General features: G+C 41.7%; 20 protein-coding genes and 1 pseudogene. 9 read left to right on the top strand and 12 right to left on the bottom strand.

Annotated elements, in window-relative coordinates; translation table 11 throughout:
- Positions 1 to 301: 301 nt before the first annotated feature.
- Entirely contained in the window at positions 302 to 808 is a 507-nt protein-coding gene (locus ACE1CC_RS19340; RefSeq protein WP_413272064.1) for a hypothetical protein, read from the top strand.
- Positions 809 to 850: 42 nt separating this feature from the next.
- Here the strand turns inward: ACE1CC_RS19340 and ACE1CC_RS19335 are convergent, their stop codons facing one another.
- The 4 genes from ACE1CC_RS19335 to ACE1CC_RS19320 form a co-directional block, all read right to left on the bottom strand.
- Complete coding sequence (locus ACE1CC_RS19335; RefSeq protein ID WP_413272063.1) at positions 851 to 2,113, bottom strand: RNA-guided endonuclease InsQ/TnpB family protein; 1,263 nt, start codon at positions 2,111 to 2,113, stop codon at positions 851 to 853.
- Positions 2,114 to 2,323: 210 nt separating this feature from the next.
- Entirely contained in the window at positions 2,324 to 3,391 is a 1,068-nt protein-coding gene (locus ACE1CC_RS19330) for a tetratricopeptide repeat protein (protein ID WP_413272062.1), read from the bottom strand.
- Positions 3,392 to 3,493: 102 nt separating this feature from the next.
- A complete protein-coding gene (locus tag ACE1CC_RS19325; protein WP_413272061.1) occupies positions 3,494 to 4,204 on the bottom strand; it encodes a 16S rRNA (uracil(1498)-N(3))-methyltransferase in 711 nt (236 codons plus the stop codon).
- Between the two features lie 123 nt (positions 4,205 to 4,327).
- Positions 4,328 to 4,792 carry an NADAR family protein gene (locus tag ACE1CC_RS19320; protein WP_413272060.1) on the bottom strand — a complete coding sequence of 155 codons (465 nt, stop codon included), beginning with the start codon at positions 4,790 to 4,792 and terminating at the stop codon, positions 4,328 to 4,330.
- Between the two features lie 276 nt (positions 4,793 to 5,068).
- Between ACE1CC_RS19320 and ACE1CC_RS19315 the strand changes: the two genes are divergently transcribed.
- Positions 5,069 to 5,185 carry a photosystem II reaction center protein I gene (locus tag ACE1CC_RS19315; RefSeq protein WP_073592861.1) on the top strand — a complete coding sequence of 39 codons (117 nt, stop codon included), beginning with the start codon at positions 5,069 to 5,071 and terminating at the stop codon, positions 5,183 to 5,185.
- A 115-nt stretch (positions 5,186 to 5,300) separates the two neighbouring features.
- Positions 5,301 to 7,598 (top strand): DUF3769 domain-containing protein, encoded by a 2,298-nt coding sequence (locus ACE1CC_RS19310; protein ID WP_413272059.1) that lies wholly within the window; start codon positions 5,301 to 5,303, stop codon positions 7,596 to 7,598.
- Between the two features lie 100 nt (positions 7,599 to 7,698).
- Here the strand turns inward: ACE1CC_RS19310 and ACE1CC_RS19305 are convergent, their stop codons facing one another.
- A complete protein-coding gene (locus ACE1CC_RS19305; RefSeq protein ID WP_413272058.1) occupies positions 7,699 to 9,213 on the bottom strand; it encodes a hypothetical protein in 1,515 nt (504 codons plus the stop codon).
- Positions 9,214 to 9,376: 163 nt separating this feature from the next.
- Here ACE1CC_RS19305 and ACE1CC_RS19300 point away from each other — a divergent pair, with 163 nt between their 5' ends.
- Both ACE1CC_RS19300 and ACE1CC_RS19295 read left to right on the top strand, forming a co-directional pair.
- Positions 9,377 to 12,685, top strand: a complete 3,309-nt coding sequence (locus ACE1CC_RS19300; protein WP_413272057.1) for an alpha-mannosidase — start codon at positions 9,377 to 9,379, stop codon at positions 12,683 to 12,685.
- A gap of 251 nt (positions 12,686 to 12,936) precedes the next feature.
- Entirely contained in the window at positions 12,937 to 13,410 is a 474-nt protein-coding gene (locus ACE1CC_RS19295) for a hypothetical protein (protein WP_413272056.1), read from the top strand.
- A gap of 117 nt (positions 13,411 to 13,527) precedes the next feature.
- Here the strand turns inward: ACE1CC_RS19295 and ACE1CC_RS19290 are convergent, their stop codons facing one another.
- The 3 genes from ACE1CC_RS19290 to ACE1CC_RS19280 are packed head-to-tail and all read right to left on the bottom strand — an operon-like array spanning position 13,528 to position 16,694.
- A complete protein-coding gene (locus ACE1CC_RS19290; RefSeq protein WP_459563884.1) occupies positions 13,528 to 14,715 on the bottom strand; it encodes an anion transporter in 1,188 nt (395 codons plus the stop codon).
- Positions 14,715 to 15,275, bottom strand: coding sequence for a GNAT family N-acetyltransferase (locus ACE1CC_RS19285; RefSeq protein WP_413272054.1), 561 nt, complete (start codon positions 15,273 to 15,275; stop codon positions 14,715 to 14,717). The genes ACE1CC_RS19290 and ACE1CC_RS19285 overlap by 1 nt, the downstream gene beginning before the upstream one ends.
- A 57-nt stretch (positions 15,276 to 15,332) precedes the next feature.
- Positions 15,333 to 16,694: a UDP-N-acetylmuramoyl-tripeptide--D-alanyl-D-alanine ligase gene (locus ACE1CC_RS19280; protein ID WP_413272053.1), complete on the bottom strand. Its 1,362-nt coding sequence runs from the start codon at positions 16,692 to 16,694 to the stop codon at positions 15,333 to 15,335.
- A gap of 617 nt (positions 16,695 to 17,311) precedes the next feature.
- Here ACE1CC_RS19280 and ACE1CC_RS19275 point away from each other — a divergent pair.
- Positions 17,312 to 18,601, top strand: coding sequence for a hypothetical protein (locus tag ACE1CC_RS19275; protein ID WP_413272052.1), 1,290 nt, complete (start codon positions 17,312 to 17,314; stop codon positions 18,599 to 18,601).
- 275 nt (positions 18,602 to 18,876) lie between these two features.
- Positions 18,877 to 19,056: a 30S ribosomal protein S21 gene (gene rpsU / locus ACE1CC_RS19270; RefSeq protein WP_073592868.1), complete on the top strand. Its 180-nt coding sequence runs from the start codon at positions 18,877 to 18,879 to the stop codon at positions 19,054 to 19,056.
- A gap of 10 nt (positions 19,057 to 19,066) precedes the next feature.
- On the opposite strand, the pseudogene ACE1CC_RS36875 reads toward rpsU, so the two are convergent.
- The 4 genes and pseudogenes from ACE1CC_RS36875 to psbH form a co-directional block, all read right to left on the bottom strand.
- Positions 19,067 to 19,225 (bottom strand): annotated as a pseudogene (locus ACE1CC_RS36875) (RNA-guided endonuclease TnpB family protein); the annotation flags it as partial.
- 3 nt (positions 19,226 to 19,228) lie between these two features.
- Complete coding sequence (gene pth, locus ACE1CC_RS19265) at positions 19,229 to 19,870, bottom strand: aminoacyl-tRNA hydrolase (protein ID WP_413272051.1); 642 nt, start codon at positions 19,868 to 19,870, stop codon at positions 19,229 to 19,231.
- 14 nt (positions 19,871 to 19,884) lie between these two features.
- Entirely contained in the window at positions 19,885 to 20,142 is a 258-nt protein-coding gene (locus ACE1CC_RS19260) for a TatA/E family twin arginine-targeting protein translocase (RefSeq protein ID WP_413272050.1), read from the bottom strand.
- A 125-nt stretch (positions 20,143 to 20,267) separates the two neighbouring features.
- Positions 20,268 to 20,471, bottom strand: a complete 204-nt coding sequence (psbH, locus tag ACE1CC_RS19255) for a photosystem II reaction center phosphoprotein PsbH (RefSeq protein WP_413263631.1) — start codon at positions 20,469 to 20,471, stop codon at positions 20,268 to 20,270.
- A 147-nt stretch (positions 20,472 to 20,618) separates the two neighbouring features.
- On the opposite strand from psbH, the gene psbN reads away from it, so the two are divergent.
- Positions 20,619 to 20,750, top strand: a complete 132-nt coding sequence (gene psbN / locus ACE1CC_RS19250; RefSeq protein WP_193983017.1) for a photosystem II reaction center protein PsbN — start codon at positions 20,619 to 20,621, stop codon at positions 20,748 to 20,750.
- A gap of 356 nt (positions 20,751 to 21,106) precedes the next feature.
- Positions 21,107 to 21,520, top strand: a complete 414-nt coding sequence (locus ACE1CC_RS19245) for a hypothetical protein (protein WP_413272049.1) — start codon at positions 21,107 to 21,109, stop codon at positions 21,518 to 21,520.
- Positions 21,521 to 21,542: the final 22 nt, after the last annotated feature.

Here is a 21,542-nt window from a genome sequence, read left to right as displayed (position 1 = left end):
AATGGGTCAGGAATAATTACCTAGCAGACTTTGGCGCAGCCGATGAATGATATTAATATTTCTTAAGGAATATCAAAAAATCTTGCAAATTGTTACTTTATAACTTGATAATTAAACTCTAGGGACAACAAGTTCTAATTTTTTTAATGGTCACAGTTTGAAGATATGAGAACTGTGGAGTAGTGTATCTGTCTTTGCGATCGGGCTGATTCATTAATTAACATCGCACCTCGGCAAAGATTTGCCCCCAACTTTTCCAAATCATACCAGTCCATTTACATCACTTTCTGGAGTACTCCTAATGTTTGGTTTTATCAAAAATATACTCTCATCGGACAAATCAGACTCAACTGCACCCAAAACAAAAAAGCAGAAAGGTTACTTTTTAGAACTAGATGATTCCGCAACTCCTCAAACCACTAACGGCAGTAAACCAGCCGAAACCCCCAAAGCTGAACCTGCACCAGTGGCAACAACTTCGCCTACTAAAGCGCTAGAAACCGTAACCATAATTGAACCAGCCACAGCTGAAACCAAAACTGAAACCAAACCAGAACCAGCCAAAGCGGAAACCAAGCCAGCTAAAACCTCAATCAAAAAAGCGAAACCTGCACCCGCAGAGAAGCCGGAACCCGCCCCAACTCCTGCACCAGTAGCAGCTACTAAGGAGAAGAGTCAACCAGAAGCAGACAAAACCTTTGCACCCAAGTATCTCCTATCTACTGGTAGCAATGGTCGTCGTCGTCCAGGTGCGAATATGAGTTCCTACTTGGACATGGCGCGTCAAGTCAAAACTCCTAACAATTGACGTACTCCCCTGGTTAAAACCGAGGGGATTCTCAAAAGGATGTTACGAGTCGGGATGAATCCGCGACTCGTAACCTTTCTTCTTGTTTCTTCGATTCTTAACTAGACTATTGCCAGTCCCCGTCAGACCATCTCCACAAGCATTTTCTTCCACGCTGCGTCCCAGCGCCGATATCCCTCGATTACAGATTATTTGTGCAGCAGCTACATCTCTGTGAGTTGTAAATCCGCACTCAGGGCAAGAATGAATCCTATCACTTAATTCTTTTTTCCCTGTATGGGCATCGCATTGAGGGCAAACTTGCGAGGTATAATTCTTCTCTACTTTGGCAAAATATACCCCACGCTTCCAACACACCCATTGCAAGATTGATATGAATTGCCCAAATCCAGCATCTAAAGTATGCTGGCAAAACATACCTTTTGCCCAGACTCGGAAATCTATATCCTCAACAAAAATCATTCCTATATCATCGCAAAGTTTATGAGCTAACTTAAAATGCCAATCCTTGCGAGTATCAGAAATTCGTTGATGTAACCTAGCTATTTTTTGGTTTAATTTATGACGATTGCTTGAACCTTTCGGCTTTTTCTTTAACCTACGTTGCAGTAATTTCAACTTGCCTTGTAGTGTTTGTAAAAATCGCGGACGTTCGACTAATTCACCATCAGAAGTGGCGACAAATTTATCTAGTCCTAAATCAAGTCCTCTTGGGGTCACCGATGGTACAACATCAGGAACATTAACATCACATTCTAATGTGAACATCAAGAAATACCCAGAGGCTTTGCGAACTACCCTGATTTGTTTTAGCTTGAAACCATCTGGTATTTCACGGGATTTGACATACTCCATCCACCCCAATTGCGGTAACTTGACTTGATTGCTTTTCAATATTTGCCCTTTCCCCAATTGCGGATAAACATAAGAACGCATTCTGTATCGATTTTTGAACCGAGGGCAGCCCATTCCCTTCCGTTTCATATCAATGAATGCGGTTTCTAGTTTTCGTAATACTTGCTGTAAAACCTGAGCATTAACAGTTTTTAGTTCTGGATATTTTTCCTTAGCTTCTGTCAAAGCTTTACATTGAACAGCATAATTAGGGAATGGCGCGTCTGGAGACATGATGTACTCACAGACAATTGAACAAGCATTAACTGGAGACTTGCGAGAATTTAGCCAGTCTTTACGTTCCCTTAAAGCGAAATTCCACACATGAAGACAAACATCTATTGTCTGTTCGATTAGTTTAATCTGGAAATCTGTAGGATTGGCTTTGTATTCGTAAGTCAAAGTTAACACTAGTTTTTACCTTCTACTCAAATTACAGGATATTTTGTAGGAGTGGTGAAGAGAAACACCAGGATAAATCCTCTCTACCGTTTTCACCCACCTGTTAAAACTAGGTGGCTCTCAACGTTTCTTCTGGTAGAAAGGGAACAGGGAACAGGGAACGGGCGACAAGGTGAATTTTTACCTTCTGCCTTCTGCCTTCTGCCTTCTGCCTTCTACCTATTGCTTGAGAAAAGCGAGGCTGCTGTACAACTGAAAAGCTGGGTCCCAGTGGGTTGGCTCTCTGCGGAATAAGGTAATGTGGGATGGAATTTGGTTTAAAAGTTCAACGTAGTCGAGTGCAGTTTCAGCAAAAGGGGTGAAATCAGACCAGACTTTTGCTTGTGGCGTTTGATGGCCCAAGAAATCGAGTAAGCCATTCCAGTTAATTCTCGTGGTAGCTTGCTCTGGATCGGGAACAAAAGTAATACCCTGCTGAAACTGGTAGTTACTATCCCACAACCGCAGAATGCAGTTTCTCGCTGGTAGGTGTAAGTCACAAAATTGAGCGTAGTCTTGGGTTTGTACTTTGCGCTGAAGTTTTCTGCGGAAGTCAAGGTCTACGACTTCTTCAAAAATGGGTAGTTGTCCAAGGACAAGTTGAGTGACTTCTTGCCAGTCAAAAGTTAGGGAACCTAGCTGACCTTGTTGGTTGTAGCAAACTACGGTGGGTTGAGGATAAATTGATTGAAAGTAGCTGACGCGGAAAACGTTGATTTTCTCGATCTCAGCTAATTTTATCCAAAAGCAGGGAATTTTGGCGTTAAGTAATTGTTGACCGTAAAATCGCAGTTCCCCGATCGCACCTGTTCGGAACAACCGCCAACCTCTACTCTGTAATTTTAATCTCGCACTGTAGGGGTCAATATTCATAATCTGAGCAAAGTTTTGGGCGGCAAGTTGTTTCGCCTCGCTACTCACTGGTTCTAAAATTAATACGCCCGGTTGAGTGTCGCTAGGATCGGCTTTAGCTTTAGCGATTTCCTCTCGGCGTTTTTCTTTTCGGGTTTTTTCAATGTTTTGTAATCCCTGACGCGCTTGGGAGACAATTTTCGGGTTGGTAGTATCCCGCAATAACTGACGATAAATAGTTTCGGCTTTTTCCAGTTTGCCTGTCACTTCATGCAAACGGGCGGCGTACAAGTGTCCCCAAGGGTTTTGGGGCGATTCTTTCAGTAGGATTTTAAGTAAACGTGCGGCTTCCCGGTAGTCTTTCCGATCAAAAGCGGCGGCAACTTGGTTAATCATTTTTCCCTGAAAACCTTTTTTATAACCTCTCCAATCTAATAATTCCCTTTTCTACTGGATTGAGATCCCCCACTTCTTAAAGAAGTCGGGGATCTAGGGAATCTAGCTAGCAGCTTCTGCGGTTGCTGCTACTAGGGAAAGGGCAACTATTGGGGCGAGTGTTGCGGTGAGGATACGCTTTCCTAATGATACGGTTTGAAATTCGGCGGCGCGAGCTTCAAGTATTTCCCTCTCTGTCCATCCTCCTTCGGGCCCTGTTGCTATGGTAATTCCTGTGTCGGGAGATGGGGTTAAATAATTAAGTAAATGGGGTGAGTTTCCCCTGGCATAACAAATATATTTTGCTCCATTAACTAAGGAAAAGCTATTTTTAAATGGGATTGGTTCCAAGATTTCAGTAACTATTTGCCGTTCTGATTGTTCGGCTGCTTCGGTGGCAATGCGTCGCCAACGATCGATCTTTTGCGGGCTGGGTTTTAGGAGGGTCCGATCGCTAAGTACTGGCATAATTTTAGTTACTCCTAATTCCGTTGTTTGTTTGACTACTTCATCAAATCCATTTTTCGGTAAGGCTATGATTAGGGTAACTGAAATAGGTAATTCGGTTTTAATTGCGATCGTTTCGAGAATTTCTGCTTGTTGATTTACGAGTTTAGCTAACCACCATTCTCCCTGTCCGTTCATGGCGATGAAGCGATCGTCTTTTTGTAAGCGTAATACTCGACTTAAATAATGATATTGTTCTGGTGTTAGGGTGATTTGTTGGTTTTGGATTTGGGTTGGGGAAATTGTTACCCTTTGGAGTTGAGTCATTTTAAAACGCAGATAAACGCAGATGGTTTATGAAGGTTGTTGGTGGGAGTCAAAAATTGAGGATTTTTTTAACCACAGATATCCACAGATGCACACAGATGCACACAGATGTTAGCGTTATCTTTATTGTTGGGAGGTGGAGGTTTTTTCGAGATTATTGCGAATTATTTGTCTAACTTCCATTAAAATTACTCCTAATCTATTTTTTCCACTACCATCAGCGCCACAACCCCAATAGTAATCAATTGGTGAGTTTTCTACTATTTCTTCTTCACCTGTTGAAAGTAAAACTTCCTGAATATCTGCATGAGTTTGAAATTTTTTTAAGACGGCTTTTCGCATGATCTCTTCTTTGACTTGTTCCCAGTCAGAACGCAAAGGACGTTTTCTGTCACGTCCCATTTTGGCAGCATCTTTGGGGGTTTTTACCTGGCGGATTTGTTCACAATGAGGTGTTCCGGCAAACTTTTGGGCTTGAAAATAATGTTCGCTTGTTGCCCAATAAATTCCATCTAATTCAAATCCGTGAGGCGAAAAATTGGAGAAACAACCATAAGTGCCACGAGTGCTGTAAAAATAAATAGTCATATTTTTTCAGTTTTATCCACAGTGTTAAATAAAGTTTGGACAGCTTCCAGTCATCGGGAACAAAGCATCGCAGGTAAAGTCATTTCTGGCGAGGAGTTTCTCCCTCCTCCCCAGTCGTAGGGGCGATTCATGAATCGCCCCTACCCTAATCCCCAATCCCTAATCCCCAATCCCTAACTGAAGTGAAAAAAAGGAACCATCTTTCGGTATTATAGAGAACTGTCTTACCTAGTTGACCGATAGGTTCGGCTGTTCACACCTTCTGGAGATACTGTAATGTTCACCCTTAAAGTTGTTGTCAATGTTGTCGTTGCCTTCTTTGTCTTACTATTCGTCTTTGGATTCCTCTCTAATGATCCTTCTCGTAACCCCAAACGTCGCGATTTGGAATAATACGAAGTTAATCTACCTCCTAGCTTGTCTGGGCGGGGTTTTCCTCGCCCTCACAGCTATTTATGCGGTTGGGGCTGTGCGTCTGGTTTGTTCGTTCGCTTCGTTGGGGTGAAAAATGCCCTACCCAGATTTGCCACCTACACCACCTGCGATCGTGCAACATTTACCAGCCCAACATCTTGTCCCCGCAGATATATCTTTATCTGCAAAAGATTTGAGCAAAAACTCCGGTGAAGTTGCACAAAATAGCGAAATTTCAGCAAATTTGCCCGAAAAACCTGATGCTGCGCCGCTTCCCGCTAGTACAGCTACTAGCGCCGCTTTGTTGGGTGAAGCCCAAACTTTGGCACTCCCGCAACAACGGGAAGTGGAAGTTAGCGATTGGAAGCAAGAACAGGCTTTTCCTGAAGTTACTAACCCCAGTTTTGCGTCCCAAGAAATCACCCAGGAACTAGATTTGCCTTTGGAAGGGCATATCGCCCCGATTATTGGCCCAATTGAAATTGGGTCGCCAACCCCACCAGTCAATGTTCCGGCTTTGGTGGGGATTGTTGAGGTGTCCTCAGACCGTCAAGAGTTCGATATCATCAGACAAATTTTTACGGCAGAAGGGAATGTGGTGGTGCGTTACCAAGGTGGCGTACTCGATGCCGATCGCGTACAGGGGAACTTGGCAACTCGCGTGACTGTCGCTGAAGGTGATGTGGCTTTTCGGCGCGGAAATCAACTGTTACGTGGGGAAAGGTTGGTTTACAATTTTGTCCAAGATACTGGCACCCTACAAAGAAGTCGGGGAGAAATTTTTTCCCTTACTAGTGGTGTGGAGTTGACTTTTGATGCGGAAACTGCTATAGCGAATCCGGCTTTGGTGGTCGATCGCCCATTGAGCGATCGCTTACTCGAAGACCAACCAGCACAGCAGGTTAGAGGCGCAGAAGGTTTGACTTTTTCCGTAGGCGGTGGGCGGGCTAATGTCAATTTACCAGCAGTCAGAAGCGGTCGCAGAGGTCAGGTAAATCGCATCCGCTTTGAAGCGGAAAATCTGGAGTTTTACCCTAGAGGTTGGACTGCTACCAATGTTCGTCTTACTAATGACCCATTTTCGCCCCCAGAATTGGAAATCCGCACGCCCCGGGCTGTATTAACACGGGAGTCCCCGTTGCGGGATGTGGTAGATACGGTAAGACCACGGATCGTTTTCGATCAGGGTTTTTCTCTACCACTTTTACAATCGCGCTTTGTGTTCGATCGCACGGAACGCGAACCACCCATCGCCCGTTTTGGTTATGATGATGGCGAACGGGGTGGTTTGTTTATTGAAGCTCCTTTAACTTATTTTTTTGGCCCTAGAGTTAGATTACGAGTAACACCACAATTCTTTCTCCAAAGAGCAGTTACTAATGGTTTTGGTAATCCAGCAGAATTGTTTGGTTTAAGAAGTGTCATGACCGCAAGTTTAACGGAACGAACTGTGGTTGTAGCTTCGGTAATTGTGAGAAATTTTGACTTTTCGGAAGAACCAGAACAAAAAGTTCGGGCTTCTTTAAGAGCACAACAAATTATTGGCACTACTTATCCCCATCGCTTATCTCTTGAGTACAGTTTTCGCGATCGCTTATTCAATGGTTCTTTAGGTTTTCAAGATGTTTTCCAATCTTTCGGCGCAGTGTTACTTTCTCCCGTTTTTACTTTGGGAAATACAGGAATTAATCTCACTTATCAATTAGGCGCACAATATATTAATGCCAATACCGATCGCTTAGATTTATTACCCCCTGTATTTGATCTTGAGAATCCCCGCACTCAATTAGGTCGGTTTCAATTTGCTGCTAATGTTAGTCGTGGCATATTTCTTTGGCGCGGTAAACCTTTACCAGCTACCGCAACCGAAGGGTTAAGATATACTCCTTATCCAGTAATTCCTTTTGTACAATTAGTACCCACTTTGTCTGGTAATACTAGTATTTACACCAGTGGAGATACCCAAAGTTCTTTCACTTTTAGTATCGGTTTACAAGGTCAATTCGGACATTTCTCCCGTCCATTTTTCGATTACACTGCTTTTAATATCCGTTTCACTAAGGTGTTTTTAGAAGGTTTATCTCCCTTCTTTTTTGACCGGATTGTTGATGAACGAGTCCTTTCTTTTGGTCTGACTCAACAAATTTATGGGCCTTTTAGAGTCGGGTTTCAATCATCTTTTAATTTGGATACTAGAGAAAGCATCAGCACTGACTTTTTCTTAGAATATAGTCGTCGGACTTACGGCGTTACTATTCGTTATAACCCAGATTTACAACTCGCTGCTGTTGTCCTCCGAGTTAGCGATTTTAATTGGAATGTCGGCGCTGAACCATTCCAAGGTTCCGGTGTCCGTTTTATCGATACAGGTGTGATTCGGGAAACAGATTAGTTGAGGAGATGGGGGGATGGGGGGATGGGGAAATGGGGGGAGAACTCAAAACTCTCCTTACGAGAAACTTTCCCTCCTCTCCAGTCCCGAGTCCCCAATTCTATCTGAATATTTGTTGAATTTCTCGCCAAATTGCTAGCAATAGTTCTTCAATAAAAAACATTGTTCGATCGACTATTTCTAATGCCTGCTCTAAAGGATGTTTAATATAACCTGTGGCAGTAGCTTGAATTTCTATCCAATCTGAGTTATTATTATTTGTAGTATCTATTAGGGAATTTTCTGGATCTCCACCAACCAATTCACCCGGAGAACCTGGACTAAATACAATGGTTTCAACTAAGTTATTAGCAGTGGTTCTCTTCTGAATAATTACTTTTGAAGTTGGCGATCGAAGTTCCCATTGTTCCAGTTTTGTTGCCGGGGGTAAAGGCTGGGAAAATAAATCTGACTCCGTTAACCAAAAGTCAGCATCGCTAGGTTCTAAATTCTGATTATTAGCGTTAGCGAGGTGGGATTCAGGAGTTAATTGGGACGTTTTTCTAGCACCAAAAAAGTATTCAACGGCGGCTTTAATTAAAACTTCAATTCTTAATTTTAAATCAGGGGAATAGTTGGTTTCCTCTGTGAGTGACTCTGGCAATCGAGTATTAAATAACTGGCTGAACTTTTGCGAATGATGGATTAAAAAACCGGGGACATTAGCTATAACCAGAGTACCTGTTTCTATTGTGGCGATCGCGCGATCGACATTTGCCAAAAAAGATGTATCATTAACTTCAGGTGGGTTTTCTGATTCTAGACCCAATTGATTTTGAGTTCGGAAATTTAACTCTTGCTGACGTTCTTTTAACGCTTGAGTTCTCTGTTTTAACTGCAGCGTTCGGTATTGTAACTCCCGATTTTTCACCTCCTGATGCAGTTGTAAAGTCTCTTCTTGAAACAGATTAATTGCACCAGCAACTTTTCCCCTTTGCATCCAACCCATAAATTTTTGCCATAAGCGAATTGGCGGTAAAGCATTTTCGCTACTAGCTGGCGGGGGTAAATACATCCCTGGGCGCAAAGCATCTTGAACTAAACGTTGATGATGCCAATATTCAGCTAATTCTAAACTAATTTGTTTTTTCAGCTGTTGTTGCTGTTGTTGAGTTAAAATATCTAAAATTCCATTTTGCCGATCTATTAATACTAAATGACGATTTTCTGGTAAGGTAGCTATTCCCTGAATTTCCTGATGATTAACGCTAGGATTTTCAACGGTGGAAACCTGACTTTTGGCAGTGCTTACTACCAACTGAGCATCAGAAAGATTGGCAGGTAAAGCCAAAGATTGAACTGTCTCTAATACTTTTTGAATTGGGGTATCGGTGGGGAGGGGTTGTAAAACTGGTTGGGGAGTACTTAAGCCTTGCCAAAAATGTTGTAATTGCTTGCCAGCCAATCTAGCAGATTGAAATAAAAGGTAAATTGGATAAACGAGAATCTGCACTCCCCAGACAGTTGCGACTGTCACTTGTCTAGTAGCACGTTCTCCGCGATCTATCCAACGGCGGGTTTGTCGTGATACAAAATTGAATAATCTACTACGATAGCGATCGGCGGAAGATGGCATAGTACAATCACAGGAATTGCGGGATGAGAAACTCTCAGGAAGAGGTTTACTATTTTACTATCCCCTTTTAAGTTTAAAGTATACAGGTTTCGGGCAGTAATATTGCTAATTTTTTGATTCTACCGCCAATTTTAAGTTAATTTCTGGAGCAAGGGTGATGGGGATGAGCGAAGATAACTTATACAATCAGCAAACTAATTTTGCCAAGATTTCTGATTCTCAATCTCAAAGCGAACAGATATTAGCAGCGATAGAGAAGTTACGGCAACTGGGGCAGGTAGATATCATATCCCATTGGCGCTATTCGCCGACAGATCTTAATTTATCTGATTTGGAAAATTCTGATTTTTGGGAAAATGCGCCTACTGTCGAACTAAACAATAAAGGTTATGTAATTTGGGAACCTGGAAAAAAGGTTTTGTGGCTGGCACAAAAATTGGTAATTCCCGAAACTTTAACTGGCTATCCTTTAAAAGGTTTATCCTTACGTTTAGCCTTAACTTGGTGGGCGGAAGATGTGCAGATTTTTGTGAATAATCAGTTGGTGCAAGCGGGGGATTTATTAGATTACTTTACCAGAGTTTTGTTGAGTAATTCAGTAACTCCGGGCGAGGAAATTATTGTGGCTTTGCGGTTAGTTAGTCCGGGGCATGACCAAGGGGCATTGATGCGTGCTTGCTGTGTTTATGAATCGACCCAAACTAAAATTTTAGAACCAAGTTTTATCGCTGATGAGTTAGCGGTTATTCTCAAACATTGCGAAACTTTTGCCAGAGATAAGATAAGTATTTTAGCAAATGCGATTTCGCAGATTGATTGGTCAGCCCTACCAAACAAAGAAAAGTTTGATGCTGCTTTGGAGTTTTTGCGGGAAAGTTTAAAGGCAGAAATTCCCGATCGCAAAACGAAAATTTCTCTCTTAGGTCATGCTCATTTAGATATGGCTTGGTTATGGCCTGTCAGTGAAACTTGGTTAGCGGCACAAAGAACTTTCACCTCAGTTCTGAATTTACAAAAGGATTTTCCCGATTTAATTTTCTCTCACACTTCGCCAGCTTTATATGCCTGGATAGAAACCCATCGACCAGACTTATTTGCCAAGATTAAAAAACAGGTAGAAGCGGGGGTTTGGGAAGTAATTGGTGGGATGTGGATCGAACCGGATTTAAATTTGATTTCCGGGGAATCGATCGTTCGTCAAATCCTTTACGGTCAGCTGTATTTCCAAGAGAAGTTTGGGCAATTGAGCAAGGTAGCTTGGGTGCCAGATAGTTTTGGTTTCTGCGCGACTTTACCCCAATTTCTCAAACTTGGGGGAATTGAATATTTTGTAACTCAAAAGTTGACTTGGAACGATACAACTAAATTTCCTTACGGTGCTTTTTGGTGGGAATCTCCTGATGGCACAAGAGTTTTTAGTTTCATGTCTGCTTTAATTGGCGAGGGAATAGATCCAATTAAAATGACGAATTACGCGGTTGATTGGGAGATTAAAACCGGGGTGAAAAATGCCCTTTGGCTACCGGGCGTAGGCGATCATGGGGGAGGGCCAACTCGTGATATGTTGGAAACAGCGAAGCGATGGCAAAAGTCGCCGTTTTTCCCGCAGCTAGAGTTCACGAAATCCGAGAGTTATTTGGAGAATTTGCGCGAACAGTTACAGCAAGAATCCCAGCCAATTCCTTACTCGTCGATTCCAGTTTGGCAAGATGAGTTGTATTTGGAATTTCACCGAGGTTGCTATACGACTCACGGAGATCAAAAGCGATCGAATCGTCGGTGCGAGGGGTTGTTGTACGAAGCGGAGTTATGGGCGAGTTTGGCAACTTTAACCACTGGGGCGGTTTATCCGAAAGCCCAATTGGAAAGTGCCTGGAAGCAGGTTTTGTTCAACCAATTTCACGATATTTTGCCGGGAACTTCGATTAACCAAGTGTTTTTAGAGGCGAATCAAACTTGGCAGGAAGTTGAATCAGTGGCGCGGGGAATTTTAGAGAATGCTTGGAGAGCGATCGCATCTCATATCGCCTTCCCTGAACCACCCAAACCAGGTGCTTTACCGATACTGGTGTTTAACTCTCTCAATTGGCATCGTTCCGAAGTCGTCACCCTCACTTTACCGACTGCTGAAACGCTGTGGCAGGTTTGTGACTTGGAGGGAACACCCCTTCCCAGCCAGGATATCGCCGCCGAAAATGGGCAAAAAAGGCTAATTTTTGTCGCACATGATCTGCCATCTGTGGGTTATCGAGGCTTTTGGTTATCTCCGGGGAAAGCTGAAACGCTTGATTTGCCGTTGGTAGATGGGGAAAATCCAGCAGAAAGCAATAGAACGGCTAATCATACTATATATATAGTAGCAAAAAATGAACTAACCAGTTCAAATGACAATTTCGGGGTAAAAGATTGGGTTTTGGAGAACGAATTTCTGAGAGTAGAAGTGAGTGAGGAAACGGGGAATTTGAGGAGAGTTTTTGACAAGGTTAATCAGAGGGAAGTGTTGGAAGGAACAGAGGGAAATCAACTGCAAGCGTTCCAAGACAGTGGACAATATTGGGATGCTTGGAACATCGATCATAATTATGCAAAAAAACCTTTACCGCCAACCCAATTGCAATCGATGGAATGGATAGAAAAGGGAGAGATTAGACAAAGGTTGCGGGTAAGGAGAAAAATCGGGAAATCGGAGTTTGTGCAGGATTATGAATTGTCAGTGCGATCGCAAATTTTAAAAATCAGCACGAAAGTAGATTGGCAAGAGAGACAAGTTTTAGTCAAAGCAGCATTTCCGTTGAATGTAACTGCGGAAATGGCGACTTACGAGATAGCTTGCGGCGCGATTCAAAGAAGAACCAAACCGCAAGAACCAAGAGAAACAGCGAAATGGGAAGTTCCCGCATTACGCTGGGCAGACTTAAGTGAAGATGACTACGGAGTGAGCTTGTTGAATGATTGTAAATATGGCTATGATAGTCAACCAAATCAACTGCGATTAACACTTTTAAGAAGTCCGAATTGGCCCGACCCGGAAGCAGACAAAGGCGAACATGAATTTACTTATGCCCTTTATCCGCACCGGGGAAATTGGAAAAGGGCGCAAACAGTTCGGCGGGGTTACGAATTAAATACACCATTACAAGTAATGGTGCTAAACTCTGTAAAAGAAAATCCGAATCCAACTTTACCTGCGGTTAGTCGATTGCTAGATTTAACAGACGAGAATCTAATTTTAATGGCGGTGAAACAGGCGGAAGGAAACTCGAACGAATGGGTGATGCGCTGTTACGAATGTCACGGGGAAACAGCAGAATTAAAATTGCAAAGTGACTTAGTGGAGATAGTGCGATCGATAGATTTGTTAGAAAGACAACTTGACGCGCCCCAAAGGTCATCGGAAAGAGAAACCTGGAAAATAGACCCTGGGAAAATCGCCAGTTTCGGGATTACAAAGGCAGAAGGCACAAGCAAATAAAAAGGAAAAATCTAGAACCAAAATCAAAAATATTTATCTTCATCCGCGTTCATCTGCGTTCATCTGCGTGCATCTGCGGTTCATCTGTGGTAAAAAAAGAATTCGCATCCCAACCAGGAATATCAGTGAATCATCTGTGTTCATCTGTGGTAAAAAAAAGAATTCGCATCCCAACCAGAAATATCCGTGAATCATCTGTGTGAGGTCGTGATAAAATTATCTAGATTTGTCAGAATAGCAGAGAGAAAGAAATGAGTAAAAAGGCATGGGGAAGCATGGGCGGAAGCTTGTTAAAGAAAGTGGTAGGATTAGCGATCGCACTTACCCTAATCACCACCACTTTCATAGCGACACCTGCCGATGCCGCAACTAATGCACAATTCAAAATTCATTGCATGAATCGTGTAATGTATTACGGAAATCTGCGGCGTTCTGAAATTAGTGAAACGGCGGCGAATAACGCTTGTCAAAATGCCTCAACAGCCCCAGAAAGTAGCTATATTAGTAGTTGTATGAACGACTTAATGTACAAATCGAATACTGTAATCAGAGAGAAAATGAATGCCGTAGCAGCGGCTTCAGTTTGCCAAAAAGCGACTACCCCAATTATGGTACAAAAAGTGAGTAAATGTATGAAAGATACCATGTATGATGCCAATGGTCACTTAAGAAGAAGTGCCAATGCTAATAGAGCAGCGAAACAGTGTACATTTTCGGAAAATTAAAGGTTTAAAAAAGAGTTCGCATCCTAACTTTGAAACATCAGTAAATCATCTGTGTTTATCTGTGTTCATCTGTGGATATCTGTGGGAAAAAACAGAACTCGCATCCTAACCAAAAACCTAATAAATCCAAAAATAAGCAATTACCAAAGTCACCAAAGTTAAAGGCAAACCAAAGCGCAAATGTTGCCCAAAAGATAACCGATAACCTTGCTTACCACCCAACTCCGCCACAATCAAATTAGCTACCGAACCCAAAAGCGTCAAATTCCCTGCTAAAGTAGAACCCGCCGCTAAAAGTAACCAAGCTTTCGTATCGCCGTGAGGAATCATTGATTGTAAAACTAAAACTGCTGGAACATTAGAAATTAAATTAGAAAGTACTACTGTCACCCCCAACAAACTGGGAGGCGCTTTTACCAACTCAGTCAAATCATCTAAAATTCCTAATTCCTGAGTCGCTTTAGTAATAATAAACAATCCGGCAAACATTGCCAATAAATCCCAATCTACAGCCTTTAAAATTCGCTGCGGTTTCAACCGCCGAGTAATGAATAAAAAAGTTGCTGCTATCCAAGCTGATTCTGCTAAAGGTGCACCTGCTAAAAAAGCTATTAAAAGTCCGATCGCAACTAGCAAACTTTTAATCAATAAAGGTTTATATAAACGGTAACGAATTTTGGGAGATGCAGGAAAAGGATTAAAAGAACGCACTTCAGGATATAACCAATATAACCAACCCACTTGGACAATTAAACAAATAAAAGCAACAGGTGTGAGAGAACGGGCAAATTCCAAATAACTAATCCCGGAAAAAGAACCGATGAGAATATTTTGGGGATTTCCACTTAAAGTCGCTACCGAACCTAAATTCGTTCCTCCCGCCAAAGCTAAAAGATAAGGAAGTGGATTAATTGATAAAGTACGACATAAACTAAGAGTTAAAGGAGTCAAAAGAATTGCAGTTGTATCATTGAGAAATAACGCCGATAAAATCCCACTGCCAAAAGTAATCGCCAGCAAAATCCCCAAAGGGCTATTGGCAAAGCGAGTAAAAAATCCCAATGCTAACTGAAAAAAACCTGCTGCACCCAAACAAGAATTAACCACCATCATTCCCAGCAAGAATACAATGGTTCCAGGATCGATCGATTGCCATGCTTCTTGCAGATTTAATACACCTAAAGCTACCATAAAAGCTGAACCTGCGATCGCAATCGTAGCGCGATTCATTCGCAAGGCGGGTAAATATCCCAAACCTAAACCGAGATAAGTTAAAGCTAATACGATATATTTAACCAATAACATCATTTAACTCTTTTTGCCATGTAAATATCTGGTTTTCCCCAACCATTAGCATCTGGCATGACTCCGACAATTACAAAACCCATTTTTTGGTAAAATTCGTAGGGATGACCGCGCAAATTTTTAATCTTAGCGATATGTTCAAATACCTTGGGATAAAGGTCAATATTTGCCAGAGAAGTCATGCCGTCTTCGTCATCAGCACCCACCCAAAGTGTAATTCCTCCCCGTTGTTTTACTTGTGCTTCTAAATCAGTGACTAATGCCTTACCAATTCCTTGCTTTTGAAAGTCCGATCGCACAACTAAAGGATGCAATTCCCAAACATTACCATCATAATGACTCATCCCGCCAATCCAACCTAAAACCTGATGCTTTTCATCAACAGCAATTCGACTAATTCTATCCTCGCCCAAAGATAACTTTACTTCTGCCAAAGCATCTGTTAAACTAGGCCAAGCATTCGCCCAATGAGTTTTAAACCCTTCAAATAATAAAGCAGCTGTTTGTGTAACAGCTTCGCGATCGTCAGCAACTAAATCAATAATTCGCCAATTAGTCATTTGTTATTGGTCATTAGTCATTTGTGAACTATTATATTAATGACCAATGACCAATGACTAATTAACTAATTGGCGAAACTGATTTACAACTTTGTCTAATGCAACTGAATGGGAAGCTTTAAATAAAATGCGATCGCCCGATTGCACCAATTCCTTTAATCGATCTACAATTGCTTGATGATTAGTAAAACATTCACAAGGAATACCCGCAGCACCATTAGCGATTTCCTGTGTTTCTGGATCGTCCACCAAAATCAACAACTGATCTAAATTTAATTGCTTGACTGTCTCGCCAACTTGAAAATGTAATTGTGCCGATCGATCTCCCAATTCCTTCATCGTTCCCAAAACAGCAATATGCCTTTTTCCTGGTGTTTGAGCTAACAAATGCAACGCCGCCACCATTGATTCTAAACCTGCATTATAAGTTTCATCTAGAATCATTAAATCATTAGGTAAATCGTAACGTTTCGCCCTACCTTCTGGTAATTGTACCGCCAAACCCTGACTAAATTGAGTCAAATCAATTCCCAAAACCTTCGCCACCGCCAAAGCAGCTAAATAATTTTGAGCATTGTGACGACCTGGTAAAGGTAAAGGTAAGTTTATTCCCTCCACCATCATAGTTTGCCCGTCAACTAACTGACCTTGCAAATCCCCATTTTCCAAACCATAAGTTACCGTTTTTCCCTGCCACAATCTTTCCGCCGTTGCCATTAATAACGGATTATCTGCATTTAAAATTGCTATACTATCTTCTGGCATTTCTGTCAATAACTCACATTTAGCTTGAGCGATCGCTTCAACCGAACCCAACCGTCCAATATGTGCCGTTCCCACATTAGTAATTACACCAATATTAGGATGTACTATTTTTGACAACAAAGCGATTTCTCCCTGCCCCCGCATCGCCATTTCAATCACCGCAAAATCATGTTCTGAATTCAGTTCTAATAAAGTTTTTGGTACGCCAATTTCGTTATTGTAATTTGCCTGAGTTTTCAGTACCTTTCCCTGAGTTGCCAATAGTGCCCCAATCAATTCCTTAGTAGTAGTTTTACCGAAAGATCCTGTAACACCGATTACCGGAATCCTCAGATGATTGCGCCACCATTGCGCGAGCGCCTGATAAGCTTGTAGAGTATCTTTAACAACTAACTGTGGGATCTCCTCTCCCACCTGACTACCGAGATCTTTGCCCGTCACCACCGCCACAGCACCCTTTGCTACGGCAGTTTGCACAAATTCGTGTCCATCAAAGTTGCTGCCTTGCAAAGCAACAAACAGATCCCCACACTGAATACTGCGAGTATCCGTAGAAACGCCACTAATTAAGTAACTTTTCGCTGTATCGGTCAAACTTTTTGGTGTAGCTAATAAAACTTCAGACAATTGAGATATACTAATTGAAAAGGGCATGGTCAAAAATCAAACCTCAGTGAAACTTGAATCACAGCCCGTAAGTTAACAGAATCTTTAAATAAAATCCAGCTTCTTTCTGAATGTCTTTATGAAAATACTATGTAGTAGCGAATTAGATATGGCATCTTAGTAGTGAAATTACTTTTATAGTGGCAAAAAATACAAGGGGTGATAACCCCTTGACAAACTCTACTTTACTTGGAAACCTTTTAAAGGTGATGAATTCATCAATTAGTTTCTGAGTAAAACTCAATGAAACAGTACAGAACAACCAGACTGAGTTAAAGTGATGTAAGTCACTGGGACTCTTTAGATAGTCTGGTTAGGATCGAGACAAACATGGAAAAAAAACATGGCAAGCTAAACATTCAAAGCAATGACAGCAAGCATCTACTTGACTCTGAGTGTGCTAAAATTCCGCACTTAGAAAGAATCAGGCAAATAAATTCAACGAAAGAAAACAGGAAATGACAATTAACAAGTCATCCTTTTCTACAAGGTTTCCTTAAATCCTCATCAGGAGAGATTGACAGTTCATTAAAAGTGAGAAATCAGGATACAAAAACTGTTGTTGCCAGAATTATATGCGCCCTGGTAAGAGAAAGGGAAAAAAAGTGACTACTAGGAACGAACCATACACACGCCAGTCCTCTTTGGCAGAACAAAAACTGTATCAACACTGGCTAAAATTAGTACAAGTCGAACCGCCAAACCGCCTGATTGAACGCTTTAAACTTTTGTTCATAGAAGGTGGGACATATCCTGAGAACGAAATAATGCAGGCGTTGGATGAGATTATTAGCGCAAAAGACGCTGAGGCGCAATTTAAATTTGTGCTGAACCGATGCTGCCATATTTTAATAAACCGTTGGCAAATTCATCCGCAACAGCGATCGACAATTCCCCAATTAATAGCCTGCTTTGAAATTCAATCTACTCATTTTAACCGCTCGTTCCGTCACAAATCAGTCAGATGCTTGCGGGAACTAATTAAAAACTTCCGCCAGACGGAACAATACACTACTCTGCAACGGTTATCGCAAGCAGTAACTAAAACAGTAGCACAAAAAAGTGAAATAAAAACCACACCCCTAGCCAAGTTAATAAATCGCTACCCCTACTTATATGACCATTGCTTACTCAGTGAGGATAGCACCTATGAAGACCAGCAAGCGATCGGGAAAATGCGAACTGAAGCCCAAAGAAATTATGAAATAGAATTATCGCAATACATCACTCACCAAGTAAGACAAATTCAAGTAGCACGTCAGAGACCAGAAGAGCATCCCAAACAAATCATTCGTCCAATTAACAACCCTACTTTATTGACTGATAACGAACTGTTTTCTGCTGTAAAACAATACGTTGGTAAAGTTGAAGGAGCTTATAGCTATCGTGACTTAGCTCATAGTTTCGTCACTCATAGTAGCCAAACTCGTACATATAAAGACTTGAAAAAAGAACTCTATGCTTATTTGACATCTTCCATCGATCCCAATTATGGGAACCGCCAATTTAATAAGCAGTTATACACCTATTTGCAAAATACACTGCCCCACAACGATTCCCAACCAGTTAGTGAATTTTTAATCATTAGAACCTGTAGCAACCTATTAAACTTTTTGGTAGTTAACAATCAGAAGCAAACCCAACATTTTGTATTTATAGATTTGGTAGCTAATTTGGGTACTACCAGAACAGTAGGTCTACTACTAAAACTGGTGCTAATTTGCCGGAAAGTTAAACCTTACTTAGAAAAGCGATTTTCCATTTTATTTAATCACTACGAGTCAAGCGTTGGAGATGCCGTAATGTGGCTGATTCAATGTCTAGAAAATTTAAATATTGCCCTAAGCATCCACTTTGGAGCAGTAGACCTTTCTTACTTAAGCCGACTGAAATAAGCATGGCTGCAACCCCCGATCTCCTTCCGAGCTAAGGATTTCATGTTAAAGTACTAGTCGTGAATCAAGTTCGGTTGTAGGCTTTGTTCTTTGTTGCAGAGTATAGGCTTCTGTTTTGGCGGGCAGATCTCCGAAACTAGGTTCCTCAATTGACTTGCATTAGGAGATATTGCCTTGCTGATTTATCAGTTCTCTAGGTGAACCTAATTAAATTTACGGCAAAAACAAACCGAGCGCACTAAATAGTACCAAACGTAACAGATGGAGAAGAAAAAATGACCCAAGTCCTCTTAGGTGAAAATGAAGGATTAGAGTCCGCGCTACGTCGATTTAAGCGTCAAGTTTCTCGCGCCGGGATCTTGGCTGATGTAAAAAATCACCGTCATTTTGAAACCCCCTTAGAAAAACGCAAACGCAAAGCAGTCGCCGCAAGACGTAAAAGAAGAATGCGGTGAACTACCCCAACTAACCTTCGGCTGTGCTCAGGTCGAAGCCTAACAGTATAGTTGGGGCTTCTAGCTTCACAGGGGAGTGCCTCAGAACGGATTTGCGTCCGCCCTTTGGTCTTACTTCCCCTCCACTAGCAGAAACGGCTGTTCCATCCGTCTTTAGTATTCTGATTCCGCATCAAGAACGGGAAGTTTCTGCTACAACTTGGCGGTTATTGTAGAGACTCATTGCCTTTTCCACGCCCTGTTTTAAACTTAGTTCTACTGCATCTACAACTAGTTGAATAACATCCGACATTAGCCCAGTTTCGTTACTAGAAAAACGGCCTAAAACGTGGGAAATCGGGTCTTTGTCTTCTGTGGGAGTTGGTGGTTTACCGATCCCGACGCGCAACCGGGGAAATTTATCTGTATTTAGGTGTGCGATCGTCGATTTCATCCCATTATGACCACCAGCCGAACCTGACAACCGTAAACGAATTTTCCCCAAAGGTAAATCCATATCATCATAAATCACCAACACTGAATCTGGAGACAGTTTGTACCAATCCGTCACAGCCCGAATCGACTGCCCAGAAAGATTCATGTAAGTTAGTGGCTTAAGTAACCGGATTTTTCCCGTTGAGACAGCCAAACCTTCACCAAACAACCCTTGAAACTTGCGATTTTCCGATAAAGTAATTTGCCAACGCTGCGCCAGGGCATCCACCGCCATAAAGCCAATGTTATGCCGCGTTTGTTCATACTTGCTGCCCGGATTTCCCAACCCTACAATTAATTGGGGAATCACTAACGCAGGTGAATCGGCTGCCGAACTCATAACTATTAAATACCTTAACTTTTTTGGGTTGTTTCCGAGTTAGTCTTAGCAACTTCTTCAGACTTAGCTGGTGTTGCTGACTTCATCGAAGCTTCTAACTGTTGAGCTTCTCGTTGAAACTCACTTTCAAATTCCTTAGAAGCATCTTGGAAACCGCGAATCGCTTTACCGAAGCTGCGACCAATTTCTGGTAACTTTTTCGGGCCAAAAACTAATAACGCCACTACCAGAATCACTGCCATTTCCGGCAGTCCAATGCCAAATATATTCAAACCTTTACCCTCTCTAACTCCCTCAAATAATTTATAGCACTTCAGTTTTGTTCCCGGTAGAACAAAAAAACCCGGTCAAGCCGGGAAAGCTGAAAATTTATCTCATCACCTTAGATAGCCAGAAATTATCTCCCCAGGCTTCTCCAATCTACCTTGAAGCTTTCTAGAATCAGCGATGAGTTGTAGATTTGCAGAATAATCAACAGAAAAACCAAAAACAGTACCATGAAAACTCCCATTACCGGAGTCGTTCCCCAACCGGGAGCAACTTTACCATACTCCGAGTTTAAGGGTCTAAGTACATCTCCCAACCAAGTTCTTTGTGCCATGTGTCACCTAGTATGAATCTAAAATACTTATACTGTGGCAAGAAAAACGACAAGTTTAGCCCACTGCCTAGACTATGAGCTAATTTGGCGCTTTCGTAACGTTCTGTAATATTATAGAGGAATCGTACTCATAAATTTATCTTAGATATGGAACCCGCAACAGTTCTTAGCATTTCCATCGGCGTGGTGATTATTGCCATTACTGCTTTGTCTATTTATACAGCTTTCGGGCCTCCGGCAAAGCAACTGAGCGATCCCTTTGAAGATCACGAAGACTAAACCCCACAGGGTTTAGCCTCAGCTAAGGTTAAACCCTCAAAACTTCAACACTTAAAAAACTAATACTTATTAGCAGTGTTACGAAAGTGACAAAGTATTTTCCGTTTTTTTATTAATAAGTAGTTGTATTGCTTAATAGTGATTTAAAACTTATGGTAAATCAACTCAAAATTATGAGTCTTTAATTAAGTTTATTTTCCAAGAATGATTGAATAATAAAGTTTTATTACGAAGAATCAATATTACAGATAAACATCTAGTGCGAATCAGAAGTTTAGGATAGAATGCTTTCGTTCGGCTGAAAAATTCTGAATTAGCCCTTCAGAAATTAGCCACAAACAAGGAGACAGATATTCATGGAAACGCTTGCATATTTACATTGTGCTTCCACTAGTGAGGAGATTGCTCCTGTTGAGCCAGTTTTCGGAGAAGATGATGCCTATTTATTTGATGGTGTCGTCAGCGTTAAAAGACTCTCCAGCTTAGCTTTGTTGGGACTTCTGCCTCTCTCTGTTGCTTTCAGCGTGATGGCTAACCCCAGTGCTGCTCAAGCTGGCGGTTGTGGTTACAGCCATTGTGGTGGTTATCATCGTCCCCACTACAGGCTGTATAAGAAGGTAGTGTTCAAGAAGATTGTATACAAGAAAGTTGTGTACTTCTACAAGAAACGCTACAAACACTACTGCTATCGTCCGAAAATTCGTTGCAAAGTAGTTTGCTACAAAGTAAAACCCTGCTACCGTCATCACTATCGCCCAGCTTGCCACTAATTTAGGTGGTGGGATGTAGCTT

The sequence above is a fragment of the Floridaenema aerugineum BLCC-F46 genome, assembly GCF_041929345.1.
In the GTDB taxonomy this organism is placed as follows: domain Bacteria; phylum Cyanobacteriota; class Cyanobacteriia; order Cyanobacteriales; family Aerosakkonemataceae; genus Floridanema; species Floridanema aerugineum.
The sequence above is the reverse complement of the archived record's forward strand: the minus strand, read 5'-3'. Positions and strand labels throughout refer to the sequence as shown.